Raw genomic sequence first — 13941 nt, forward strand, 5'->3', positions numbered from 1 at the left:
TTATTACGACGCAAGACGCGATGGAATCGCTTGCAAGTGCAGACTTTTTATATATACATAAAAAAGTGTTAAGTACATAATCGCACTTAACACTCTAATAATAGAATAATAATAGCTAGTCGTTCGTAAAGAACCGATCAAAAATTTGATAAATAGCAGAAAGACCAATGAGCCAATAAATAGTGTCCACAAGCGCCGGCATAGAACCAAACCATTTCTCAACTACATTGTAATCTAACGCTACAAATAACCAATTCAAACCGCCGAGAATCACCAAAATTACTGTAAGGTAAGACAAAAATTTCATTATGATTGCCCCCTAGGTGATAAGATGGTGAAAGGCCTTTCACTAGAAATATATGTAGTAATCTTTAAAACTTACCTATTTTATAAAAATTATTTTCGGTACCACCCATTAATAACTGCCTCTGCTTCTTTACTATGTATTTGATACGCATGTGTACTATCATTAGAGCCAATAAACCAAATTGAAAAACCTTTAAAATATGGTTTCGGTTCTAATACATCGCGGTAAGCACGCCATCCATTTAATTGTACATCTTTTGAAAACACATTTGAAACATCTGGATTCCACGGATTTTGTAATCCAAGTTCACGCGCCGGAACGTTAAACCCACCGAAGTAAACTGGTTTTCCTGTTGCATTATGTAATTGTTCCAATTGCTGAACAACATTTTGTCCACGATTATACACTGTCGTCGCAAATAAACTTTTCTTTACTTCTTCATATGTTGGATTTCTTTTTCCTGAAACTTCAAACCAACTATCAATACTTACAATATCCACCTTTTTTAAATACGGACGATTGATTTTCTCTTTAAACTTCGCTTCATAAGAAGGGTCCCAGCTTGCTGTTAACCACCAGTTCATTTGATACAAAACATTTCCTTTATACTGATTACGAACAAAATCAATTGTATCGCTCCAGTATCCTTCTGCATACTCCATATTCACGAAATTAGAAGCAATCTTTAGTCCATACACATTGTATTTACTTGTAATGGAATTAAAAATATCTTGCAGAATAACCGTCTTCCAATTCCAGAAGAAATCATTAATGTTACTTGGGTTCCATTCTGTCTCTCCAACATTCCCCTGCTGAATATACGGGAACGGTTCCACTATAACTTGAATATTACGCTTTAATAATTCTTGAATTAAAATAATAGCTTGTTGCTTTTGCGCTTGATTAATTACCATGTTAGTAGAAGTCACATTTGGGATATCCACTTGAATCGGTACATTTACTGTATTTAAATTTAAGCGCTCCACATCCGCTAATACTTTCGCTACATTTCCAACTTCCCATACTGTTACGTTTCCTGATTTGATTTTTCCAGATTGAACAGTATTTACATCTGCCTGTACATTTCCTTGAAAACAAAAAGAAAACAACACAATAAACACTCCTAAAAAACTTATTAAACTCTTATTTTTCTTCACAACTTTCCCCCTATAATTTTTGGCTTTCTTGATTATTTTATACAACGTTTCATATATATTCCACAAAAAATCCAATAAATTTTTATTGATAAAAATGCTATTCATCCTTTATTCACATCTTACTCATACTAAGCCCCTAAAAATAGTAAGATAAATAAAAAAGGAACGGATTTCCGCTCCTTTTTTATCTTTTTACGATTATCAATCCATTTCCCTTTTAGGCTCTACCAACATGATGTGGGATTCCTTTTCAGTGAAAGGTTTATGCTCAACGCCTCTCGGGACAATAAACATCTCGCCCTTAGAAATTTTCACCTGTCCATCACGGAAATCGATGAACATCTCCCCTTCAAGCACAATAAATAGCTTATCCGTATCAGGATGCTCATGCCATATAAAATCTCCATTAGCTTTAAAAAGCTGAATTTGATCATCATTCATTTCACCAATCACTCGTGGATACCAATAATCGTTAATTTTAGATAACTCGTCATTTAGTTTAATAGGTTGGTAATGGATAATAATCCCTCCTCATTTTTAACTTCCACTATATTACAATAATCTAAGTAAAAAAGTCGTCATTACGCTTAAAAAGAAAATGCTCCGGCCAGAACTTTTCATTCAGATAGTACAAAGGAGTGATTTCAATGAAAGTTCTTTCAATCCAATGTTTCCTTTAACTCTCCATAAGTATAGAACAGTGATTTTCAAATAAGAATGGACCCCTGTTGACATTAGTATGGATTATTGATGAACTTCTCGCGATATTTAGTAGGCGAAATGCCAACTCGCTTCTTGAAAACTCTACTAAAATAAAAAGGGTCTGCAATTCCAACAGCCTGCGAAATTTGTTGTACAGGCACACCACTTGTACATAACATTTTTTGAGCCATCTTTATACGATAGTTCAATAAATATTCTGCTGGCCCCATACCTGCATGCTTTCTAAACACGTAAGAAAGACGATTTCGATTAACATTATTTTGTTCTGTAAGCGTATGTATTGTAATATCTTTATAATAGTATTGGCGAACGTAACTAGATATTCGTTCGAATAAAGTATGCGACTCATAGTTGTTTTCTCTATTGACAACACTTAATAAAGCTTCATTCAACGCTTCGCGAAACAGCATTTCGGTCTGAAGCATCGAAATGCCTCCACGCTGATTATACAGATCCCAAAGACGCATAAGTAATTCGACAAGACGAGGAGATTGTCCTGTTAATAATTCAAAATGCTGATGAGTAAAGCCAGAGTCTTCTCGTTCTGGATTGCTTATCTGATATAAAACAAGAATATATTCCCAGTTTATTTCACCAAGCATTTTATGGGCTAATGTCATTTTTGCACCCCCATGTATAACTTTTCCTGGGGAAAGGATATACGGCGTACCATTAAATTGAAATTGCGTCTTCCCTGTAAGTGGAAATACAAATCCTGGGAAAGAATCTGTAGACTCAGCACAAGGCACACCTGGATTTTTAGCATAACGATATACTCCTTCTACTCGGAAAGGATTATTGGCAAGATACTCTGCTAACTCATTCACGTCCAACTTCACAATGCACGCCTCATTTCAATAATAATTTTCTTGTAATTCGCGAGATTAATTGGTGTACATTCTGGGCAACGCTAAACTAAAAATAGTACATACGACTTAACAAGATCTGGTTATTAACCTATAAATATATTGTTTTTCATTTATTGACAAAAGTATCCTCCCTATATTATTGATAATGATTTTCATTGTAGTTTGATAAAAAAACATTTGTCAAGTTGGATGGCGTAGAAAAATGACGAAACAAGGGGTACAGAGGGACCGTTCTGTTGCAAATAATACCTGGTCTTTGTTAACTAATTCCCCTCAAAACTGGAATAATCATGTTAATAGTTGTAATGGCTTTATTTGTTACAGCACTTGCAGCATGTGGAAATAATCGTAATCCTGAAGAAGTTGCTACAGCGTATTTCGAAGATGGAAACAGCCTACTATCAAATTAAATGATAGTAGGCTGGCTGTTAAAATTATTTAAGAACTGGGTTATGTTCTAAATGATAAGCTTTCATTATCAAAAAGATTATTACTAGTCCCTCCACAAACAAAAACCCCCTATCACTTCGGTTCTAAATTTAGCACCTTCCCCTCTATTCCCTCCGTATTCAATGTAGTCGTATGATACGTTCCACTTACCCAATCATCTATTTGATCATGATACCAATCACTTCTAAAATGTCCCGATTGTCCTGGTCCCACTATATGATAACCGTTTGACATATCTTTCGTATCAATAATGAATCTCCAAGACGCTCCGTGATTTACAATGCCGTTATCGCCGTAACTCGCTGCTTGCACGGTAACTTGACTTCCGCCAATCGGGACTGGTTTCTCACGATTAAAAGCGAGTAGTGCTAACATACTAGATGATTTTGAAATTGGATGTGTAAAAGCGAGTTGATGGTAATCGCCCCACTTCCACTCTCCAACATCCGGTCCATATTCCTTCTGCAATTTCTTCATTACATTCTCGTACGATGTATGCACAACTTTTGTGAAACCTCCGTACTTCGTAAACCACGCGCTATTTTCTCCCGCTACTTCTTTTCGAATCAATTCATCAACAACTTGTGACTTCCCTTCAAATAACTTCATTACATCTTTCGGTATTTCTTTTGAAAATAACGTATTTGAAATCTCTTTCATTAATAAATAGAATATTAATGGTGCCGGTTCATCTTTACTATCGTAAAAATTCCACTTTGTTAATTGGTTTACGCCTTCTTTCTCTACCTCATTTAAAGATGCTTTATTTAACTCTTTTAAAAATATAGGAGTAAACTCTTTCCCGTATAAATTCTTTTGATCCATCTGTAACTCTTCTAAATCTTTCACCGTATACTTTTCCTTCTCTTGCAAAAATTCTTGAATACGCATTTGCCTATATGGCTGTGCCCACGTATTGCTAATATGGTACGGATAATCATCATCAACAATTTTATTATTCGCAGTTGAAATAAAACCTTCTTTCGGATTTATAACTTTCGGCAGCTGATCAAATGGAATATACCCTTCCCATTCATATTCATCTGTCCATCCTGGAACAGGCAAGCTACCATCGCCTTTTTTACGCACTGGTATATTTCCATTCGCTTTATAAGCAATCGTGCCATCGTTTGATGCAAACACAAAGTTTTGGGTTGGTGTATGGAAATCTTGAAGAGCGGTTTCAAACTCCGTCCAGTCTTTTGCTTTGTTCATATTTAATACAGCTTTTAACTCAGCTGACGGTTCTAAAGCAGTCCACTTTAAAGCAAATACTGTTTTCGTTTTCTCCTTCCCCTTATCCGCAAACTCTGAAATTACTGGCCCATGCCTCGTAATCGTAACGTTATAAGGAATTGTCTTCCCGCCTTTTACTTTAATCGATTCATCAACTACCGTAGCTTTCTCCCATTTATCGTTATACAGAAATTCATTTTCATTATTAGGATTTCTCTTCTCAATATATAAATCTTGCACATCAGGCCCCGTATTCGTAACGCCCCACGCTATTTTGTCATTGTGGCCTAATATAACACCTGGTACTCCAGCGAAAATAACGCCACTCACATTTAAATCTTTCATTTCAAGTCTCGTTTGATACCATATAGAAGGTGTCGCAAGGGATAAATGAGGGTCATCTGCTAAAATCGGCTTACCTGACGCACTCTTCTCACCGCTCACAACCCAGTTATTACTACCGTTAAACTCCGGGGGAATTATCGTTTTTGAAAAACTTTGTGCTACGTCCACATTTGTAGTTTTTAGTTCAGCTAGCAATCTAGGTGCATCTTTCGGATATGTAGGAAATAGCTCATTTGCTTGCTCTTTCGGAAGATTTTTCAGCGCCCAATATCGAAACGCCTGCCCATGCCAATGTCCCCCTAAGTCAAACGCCATATACTTCCCAATTGTTAAGGAATCAACAATTGACCATTCAGAAGGCTCATAACCTAATATAGTAAACTCAACTGGTAATTTCTTTTCTGCTTTCGCCTCACGTATAAAAGCGTTCACCCCATCAGCAAATGACTGCAGGGCATATTTTGCTTCTCCATCATATTGACTAACTGAAGCTTCTGCCGCTCGCCGTAAACCGAGTGTTCGAAACAATTTATCTCGGTCAACGGCTGCTTCCCCAACAACTTCACTTAACATACCAGAAGCTTGTCTTCTACTTAAATCCATTTGAAACAACCGATCTTGCGCTTGTACATATCCTTGTGAAAAATATAAATCATGTGCATTTTCCGATTTAATATGCGGTACACCTTTACTATCCCGCTTCACCGTAACAGCGTGTTGTAAATCCTCTAGCTTTATCGTTCCATCTATCTTTGGCATAGATTTCAGCGTATATATATTCAAAAAAATCGCAGCGGAAATAACTAACAAGAGAACGATACTACTAGCCCAAATAAAAATTCTTCTTCCCCTTTTTCGTTTCTTCTTTATAACTACCTCCATATAATCACCCCTTTCTCACACTATTCGCTTCTTTTTGAGAATGAACCTTTTAAAAACATTGAAAAACCCCCTTCATTTTCCTACCAATGAAGGGGGTCTTTCTTATCGTTTGCTACGCCGACTTTCATTATGCCCAAGATTTGCACCTGTCGCTACTTGCACATCATATAACATTTCACTAAAGAAGCGTTTATCTACTTCTTTTGGTACAATGCGTCTTTCATCATCAATTTCATCGTATTCATATGAACCATGATTCACTGTACCTGCTTTATAAAATTGAATGTCAAATACACATACATCTTCTTCATCTTCATAACCAATCGGCGCTCCGCTAAATGAAAGCTCTGCCCCTAATCCAGTACGAGTATCTTCTTTATAAAACGTATAATACACACCGCCATCTTGAACAGATCCACGGATCCATCCAAGCTTCGTCATCTTACCGAATAACAAACGACCATTTACTAAAATACCACCAAATCTCTCAATAGCACTCTCATCATTCTCTTCTACTACAAACACTGGACGCTCAATTTGTAGGAACGGCTGAACAATTCCCGCACTTTCTAATTGCTCTTTCCATAATTCCTTCTCCGCCCCAGACAATTCTAACGGATGAACGAAACCAATAACAGTGCCAAATGAAAGTTCATAACTCTTCCCGTCAATTGTACAGAACACGCCACCTTCTGCATAACGGAATGCGTTCAGCAACTTCCCTTCCTTATACTCACCCCAAATGAGTGAAATAGAAAATTGCTTCATAATTGGATTATCCATAAATACAGACTTCCATGCATTATGTGACCAATAACGCTTTAACGAAAGTGCCGCTTCCAATCGTTGTTTTTGCATTGAAAGAGTAGTTCGGAGTTCCTTCTTTAAAGAGGCTAATTCTTTTTTAGCCTCTTCAGCCTTTTCTACATCATCTTTTGCATTCGGCTTTGGAAGTGACTTCATACGTTTTCCTTCCTCTGTCTCTAATTCAATTTTTGACTCTGTAGTTAAAATGGCAGTAAAACTTCGATTCCCGAAATCAATTATCTTTTCACCATGTATAGTAAAGCCAAGGTCCGGCACCAATTGATCTTCCAGCTCTTCCTCTGTTATACCACGTGTTTTCGCAGCAAGACTTAACGCTTCTTTTGCTGCATTACGTACTTGCTTATGTTTATATTTAAATGCTATTGCATGAATAGACATAAGTGCAAGCTTAGATGAAGACAAACCTAAAGCACGAACGGCATCCGCTGCTATCTTTCCTCTCATTTGAAGCACCCATTCATCAATTTGCTTTATAAGTATGTCGACCATTTTGTCGTCACTATACATTCCGTATAACGAAAGAATTCCACGCTTCTTCACATCTGCGTCTTGAGAAATCCATATTTGATATATCGTTTGCACATATTCTTTTAAGTCCTCTTCATTTAAAGCTCTACCAATTACTTCTGCCGTTTCTTTCTTCTCAATAACAGCATCTGAGATATACTGTTGTAAATAGGCTAACGGAATTGCAGCATCAGCAATTTCATTAGAGTCACGTAAACGGATTTGTGGCTCATCCCCAATCAATTGCAGAAGTGAATTTCTTGTTTGTTCCGTTAAAATACGTGCACATAGTTCTTCGATCTTTTCTTCCTCCGTTTGAAATAAAAACGAGAATTTTCCTGCGAAAGATTCATTTTTACTTTCTTGCAAAGCTTCCTGTACAAGTTTCGTATATTTTTCAAGCTTATACTCTATTAGTATTTTCATCACATTTTCACGAACAATCTTCTTTTTATTATGAAGTTCAACTGCTACATCCGCTGCAGCTTCTACATCTTTTGAAAGCAGTTTAACTACAGACTCACGCATTTTTTTAGATGAATCCCCTAAGCTTTTAATTAAAATCGGACGCATTTTAACCATGTTATCCTTTGCTAACTCTTCTAAAATATATGCTTTTGCCATAGCAGAATACTCATCAAACCGTTCAATTATATATGCTTGTTCTTTTACAATTACACAAACAAGCGCTTCCTTCGCCTTATTTCTCTCTTCACTGTAGCATGCAGCTTCTTCAACTGCATAAGCGATAAGTTTTTCCTTACTTAACCCATACGAAAGCAGATCTTCTAATACTTGTTTCGGCTCTACTCCTCTGACAGAACATTCGTAAAGAAGTTCGTATAAATTAACACTATCATCATCTCCAAACTGTAGTGTAAGTACAGCTTCCCTTTTCGCTACATCATCTATATCCCAAAGAAGCGCAACCTCTAACACCGGCATACCCCAATACATACTTCTATATTTCGGATTTTTAAGTATTTGCTTTATATCCTCAAGTGACAACTTCCCTAGTAAATAATCACAATATGTATCCCGCAATGTAGACAATTTAATTTGCAAAGCAGCAACAAAAAATTCTTCTCGCATTTTCCCTCTATTTAGTTCATATCCTTTTTCGGCTAGCGTTCGTGCGATGATGAGATAATTCATTTTACTTACATATTGCAAAGTTTGTTGAATAAATTCAGGATTTCCCTCCAACATAAAGCATAGCAATTCATATTCATACGTCTTACAAAAATCCTCACTATTCAAATCATGTTGCCTTAGACGATGCGCGAAAAATCGTTCCTTAGAAATCCAAAACTGTGTACAAAAACTTTGAATTTCTTCATATGTTTCTCTATTTACACTACCAGTTTTTTTATAGTTTTGAGACTGACCGAGAGTGTGACACATATAACGTGTTGCATAGTTTATAAAACCCCAAACATTTTTCTTCGCCAATATTTCAATATATCGCCTCGCAACATCCGAATATTTATGAACACAAAATAATAGCCGCCAAATATGTTCCGGTAAATTCCAACCTATAAATACTTCACTCTCATCTTTACCTTTTAAATACCGTTTAACTGCTTCAACCTTTTCCTTTTCCCCTAGCAGTTTCAATATAAATTCTGTATGTTCTTCTAACCTCTCATTCAATAAAGAACTATATGTACGAAACTTTTCATAATCTACATCAAACATTACAAGAAGTAATGTTACTTGCTGGTTAGTTGGTAAAGTATGTAATTGTCCCTCTATATAGTTCGGATTCTCTCTTGTTAACTCTCTAAGAAAAACATCTGCTTCATTCACATAACTTGAAATACTGGATAAATATTTACATGCGATTGCTACAAGTTTGTCCAAAGGAAGTGCACTTTTTTCTAAATAAATCTTCATTTTAGAAAAACTGACATGCGCAAAACGGACTACAAGAACATTTAATAATTGCTCCTCGAGTATATGGTAAAATAATCGAAAAAAATCCGGATCTTGTTTATGCACTTTCCTAAAATCGTTTATAAATCGCTCCGCAAAATCGCTTCTTTTTTGATCACGAATTGTCGTTAGTTGAATATCTTTTAAAATCCCTTCTTCTTTTGTCTGTAAATATCGTTGTGATAATTGTTTCTGTTCTTCTGTCATATTAATATATTGAAACAACTCAGATGTACTAGTAGTCAAACTTTGTACCCCCCGCATCTTTTTATCTATTATAAAAATACCCTTATTTAATGGTAGTATAGCATAAATCTCACAAAAACGAACATACATTCTATGTTAAGTTAATGTAAATTAAAATACACTACTCAAAATACATTTCCTTCTCTCTAAACTTCCCATTACGCACTTCTCCCCACTAAAATCCTTTAATTTTTCACTACACCAATTCCTCAAAATCCCCTTCACATAAACTAACGTTTTCTTATTATTTTCAAACGCAATTTTAAGTGCCTCTAACACTTTCTCTCCAGAAAGTCTTTGTATCCAATTCTTCAATTCCTTCACAATATATGGGGATAAACTACTAATATTTTGTTCATAAAACTTATAAACTTCACTATTTGGAACGCCCTCTTCTATGGTTTCTATCTCTTCCTCTTCTTTTTTCTCTTCAATAACTACTTGTGAACTACTATTATCCTCTTCTTCTGGCATACCAAAATGCTGCAATAATAATGGAATCGTGTATTCTTCTTCAAGGCATTTACGTAAAAATATATGTATGAACTCATTACTTTTTACAGTCTTTAACTCACGTAATACGCACTTCTCCACATTCGCATTTGAAATAGGGTTATAGTGTAACCAGTTTATTATGAATACCTCTTTCGTTTTCGTATCATATAGAATCTTTCCATACTCAACAAACCTGTTTAGCAGCTTCTCAACAGTCTCCATACTATAACCTGTTTCAAGCTCTGCCACACGCTTCGGTAATATGTAAATACCACATTGCTTTGTTTTCGTACCAGTTAACAAATATATGTAAAAATAACGCTCCTCTGGCGTTAAATCTAATATGAATTCATCTTGCCAAAAGTTCACCTGCACATTACGGTATACCGCCATATGTTTCCCTCCACTCTTTGCTAGTAAATAGGAAAATTTTAATCCTTCATTATAAAGATAGGCATGCGGGAATGGTTTTGGCATTCGAATTACAATTTTTTTACTACTACAACGCCGGTTTCATTTTTTCGCGCTTGTTTTGTTCTTGTAGTTGTTTTTGTTTTTGTTTTTTCTTAGTGATTTATTACTTGGTAGGGGCTTATGAGGGGCTTGGAAGGGCATTCTACATTACAATCTATCAAATACAATTTTTTCTTCCTACTAAATAGGAGCTATTCCAAATTATTATTTTGGATAGCTCCTTTCAAATTCTTCTTATTTTTTACTTCTACCAATGTCAGCTTCTACATACAATTTCTTCTGCTATTTGCGGGCAGTAACACTCTCATTTCAAAATTCGGTGAATAAACTGCTCGATTGCAATGCGAGTGACCCTCACTGATTAAAGTTTCATTTTATTTTTGCATTGAATCTAACATCTTCACAATAAAGGCAGCTGCCTGACCACGAGTTGCTGTGCCTCGAGGATCAAACTCATTATTTCCAATACCATTAACTACCTTTAGACTGTATAATCGTTGAACCGATTCTTTGTATGTTATTAAATGCTTATCTGTAAATGGTAATGCTACTAACTCACCTGTAATTCCTTTATATCGTAATGCTTTGTCAATCATAATAGATACTTCTTCACGAGTAATTGGTGAGTTAGGATCAAAAATCCCTTCACCACGACCATTAATAATTCCTGCACTTGCACAATGTTTAATACCGTCATGAAGTGATGGATGTGCCTCATTAATATCTACAAATGACTTATTTCCCTCTGGTAGTTTAAGAGCATTCGAGATTAATTTCGCAAACTCCGCTCTCGTTACATTTCGATATGGCGCAAATACACCATTACCTTCGCCTTGCATAATACCTAGACTGTTTAATTTACGAATATGCCCTTCAAACCAGCCACCTGTAATATCATCTTTTGGTTTTTGTACTTCTTCCTTTGGCTTTTGTACTTCTTCCTTTGGTACATTGTAGTTAATTTTAATCCAACTTGGGTCATAGAAAATCCATTCTCCATTACCTACTTTATACCAACCATTTTTAACCGCTAATACTTTGTAACGATCTCCGTTTGAAGCTTTACGTACAACACGATGTTCAATACCCGCATCACTACGTACATTGATGCCACTACCATTTACCACTAGTTCCATGCTAGGTTCAGCTGGATTATTTTCATTTGGATTAAATGAGTCATTTTTATCTTGTAAAGGCGTATCAATCTGCGCATTTATATTTGCATACCACTGAATTCCTTGTACGAAACCAGCCCAATTACCACGTGAAATTAAAATGTCAGGACATTTTTTCCCGCTCCATTGTTGATGCTTGTAAATATGATCTGCACCAATTCCTTCTTTGTTCATTAAATAACCTGCAAGTCGTTTTGCATTTTCTAATGCTTTATTGTAATCACCATCTTGGTTAACCGCGATCTCGATACCGATAGATTCCCTGTTTCCTGATCCATCTCCATCTCCTGCATGCCAACCATTTTCGTTTGTTGGTAAGTGTTGATAAATTTGTTTATCGTCTACAGTAAAATGCCATGAAGCTGTTCGGAAAGTGCCTTCAGTTGCTTGCTTGTATAAATATTTCGCATGATTTTCAGCATTAGCACCAGCGGCTGTATTTGCGGTCTCATGAATTGTAATGTAACGTGCTTTCATCGGATTTGCAGGACGAATATCAGGATTTCCTGCCGGAACAATCCACTCCACAAATGGAACTCCTGCAAGTGTTCCATATTTCTTCGTACTCTGTGCGCTATATTGAATACCTCTTGGCTTTGCAACAGGTTTCATTTGACGATCAGACCCATCATTTCGACCATCTACAGATTCAAATGCCTTTTCAATGTTTGAAATAGCTTCCTTTTCTGCTACTTGTCCCTTCTTAGCATCTTGCATTTTGTTTAATTCTTCTGTTTCATCATGTTTATGCTTATATTCTTCTAAAAGCATTTTTTCATTTTCAGATACTTCTGCTTCGTTAATTTGTACATGATTAGGAACTTCCAACTTGAAATTAGAATAATTTAATCCGCTCGATCCGTATTCTCCTTGGGCAATATTAAGTTGATCAGTTTGAGAGTTGTTTATCTCTTCTGCCGATACTGATAAAGGTACGCTCCCTAAAATCACTAGACTTGTTGATAGTGCGATTACTTGTTGTTTGATTGTCTTATTCATTATTATAATAGATACATACACATTCCCGCCGTGTATGTATCTCAACCTCCCTTTATTGTCACATTAATTTTTTAAAATATGAATCTACTATGTACTTCTAATACATTTTCTTTTTATTTATATATTTACATTACTATATTTTATACCCATTAAGAAAATATTTATATGTCATCCCTACAGATGAATTTCATCTAACATACTTTTTATAAAATTCGTCAACAAACATTATTTTACAACTAATTACAAATGCCGTCAAAATAATCAATTTAAACTTAAACAAATGACTGGCACACAAATTTATATAAATTGGGATGGCGTGTTAGTAGACGACATGTTAAATGATGAGGGCAACCAATTCGCAATGTACTACTTTAACAATAAGGATGAGTGGAAGTATATAGATGATTACTCAGGTATTTTTACAGACGATGGAGAAACTCTCTACCACGTGCAAGTTACTTGAGAAAATTATTTCAAATTAAAAGAAGTTATTGATAATAGCTATAATTTTTGGAAAGACAACTTACAAAATATATAATTATAACAAGTCGATTTCTTATTTTAATAAGGAATCGACTTTCTTAATATTTAATTTGCTGATTAACATCTCACTCAAAAATTATTTTACTAACGATACTATTATAGATACCGAATTATCTATAACGGAACGTTCTGGGCGTGATTTCATTAACACTGTTAATCCAATTAAGGACGTGACTAATGTTTGCGCTAATGCTTTAGCGTTCAAATCACTTTGTAGTTCTCCTGATCGAATTCCTTTCATGATTAATTCTTGAAAAATAACTGCAAGATACATTTGGTGTTCTCTAGTCAGTACTTCAAACTTTTCATTATGAGGAGCAAGCTCAACCATTGTGTTAATACAAAAACAGCCTTTACTGAACTCTTTTTTATATTCCTCTTCCACCATATTTTCAAAAAACATCTGAATTGCTTCTTTTACAGATTGTTCGTTTTGAAGTTTTGTTCGTATACGAGCCGCATGTAAATTTGTGTATCTCCTTAATGCCGCTTCAAATAAGCCCTCTTTATCACCAAAAGCTGAATATAAACTCGGTTTTTGTATTTCCATTCTTGCAGTTAGATCACTTAATGAAGTAGCAGCGTATCCTTTCTCCCAAAAAAGTTGCATAGCAGCATCCAAAGCTTTTTCTTCATCAAATTCGCGTAGTCGAGCCATTTAAAAATATCCCCTTCCTCTACATTTTCAGATTATAAACTAACACTTTATGTACCAATCAGTATATTATATATCGTATTAAATTATAAACGATGTGTCAAAGAAAATGGAA

At 35.4% G+C, this 13941-nt stretch carries 9 protein-coding genes and 1 pseudogene; 1 reads left to right on the forward strand and 9 read right to left on the reverse strand.

Annotated elements, in window-relative coordinates; all coding sequences use genetic code 11:
• Positions 1-115: 115 nt before the first annotated feature.
• The 8 genes from ACLBXA_RS08140 to ACLBXA_RS08175 all read right to left on the reverse strand — a co-directional run bounded on the left by ACLBXA_RS08140 (position 116) and on the right by ACLBXA_RS08175 (position 12628).
• Complete coding sequence (locus ACLBXA_RS08140) at positions 116-307, reverse strand: DUF378 domain-containing protein (RefSeq protein ID WP_000670804.1); 192 nt, start codon at positions 305-307, stop codon at positions 116-118.
• Between the two features lie 89 nt (positions 308-396).
• Positions 397-1464, reverse strand: coding sequence for a glycoside hydrolase family 113 (locus ACLBXA_RS08145; protein WP_118961669.1), 1068 nt, complete (start codon positions 1462-1464; stop codon positions 397-399).
• 201 nt (positions 1465-1665) lie between these two features.
• Complete coding sequence (locus ACLBXA_RS08150) at positions 1666-1905, reverse strand: cupin domain-containing protein (RefSeq protein WP_000997179.1); 240 nt, start codon at positions 1903-1905, stop codon at positions 1666-1668.
• A gap of 293 nt (positions 1906-2198) precedes the next feature.
• Positions 2199-3026, reverse strand: coding sequence for a helix-turn-helix transcriptional regulator (locus ACLBXA_RS08155; protein WP_000762790.1), 828 nt, complete (start codon positions 3024-3026; stop codon positions 2199-2201).
• 552 nt (positions 3027-3578) lie between these two features.
• A complete protein-coding gene (locus ACLBXA_RS08160) occupies positions 3579-5969 on the reverse strand; it encodes a penicillin acylase family protein (RefSeq protein WP_000454330.1) in 2391 nt (796 codons plus the stop codon).
• A gap of 102 nt (positions 5970-6071) precedes the next feature.
• The gene (locus ACLBXA_RS08165) at positions 6072-9485 is read right to left on the reverse strand and encodes a DUF4132 domain-containing protein (protein WP_098311408.1); all 3414 of its coding nucleotides are present in this window, start codon (positions 9483-9485) and stop codon (positions 6072-6074) included.
• A gap of 111 nt (positions 9486-9596) precedes the next feature.
• Complete coding sequence (locus ACLBXA_RS08170; protein ID WP_000312102.1) at positions 9597-10373, reverse strand: DnaD domain-containing protein; 777 nt, start codon at positions 10371-10373, stop codon at positions 9597-9599.
• Between the two features lie 455 nt (positions 10374-10828).
• Positions 10829-12628, reverse strand: a complete 1800-nt coding sequence (locus ACLBXA_RS08175) for an S-layer homology domain-containing protein (RefSeq protein ID WP_015945848.1) — start codon at positions 12626-12628, stop codon at positions 10829-10831.
• A gap of 259 nt (positions 12629-12887) precedes the next feature.
• On the opposite strand from ACLBXA_RS08175, the pseudogene ACLBXA_RS08180 reads away from it, so the two are divergent.
• Positions 12888-13166 (forward strand): annotated as a pseudogene (locus ACLBXA_RS08180) (DUF7832 domain-containing protein); the annotation flags it as partial.
• Positions 13167-13247: 81 nt separating this feature from the next.
• On the opposite strand, the gene ACLBXA_RS08185 reads toward ACLBXA_RS08180, so the two are convergent.
• Entirely contained in the window at positions 13248-13829 is a 582-nt protein-coding gene (locus ACLBXA_RS08185) for a TetR/AcrR family transcriptional regulator (RefSeq protein ID WP_000113331.1), read from the reverse strand.
• Positions 13830-13941: the final 112 nt, after the last annotated feature.

The organism is Bacillus sp. D48C (assembly GCF_053345735.1).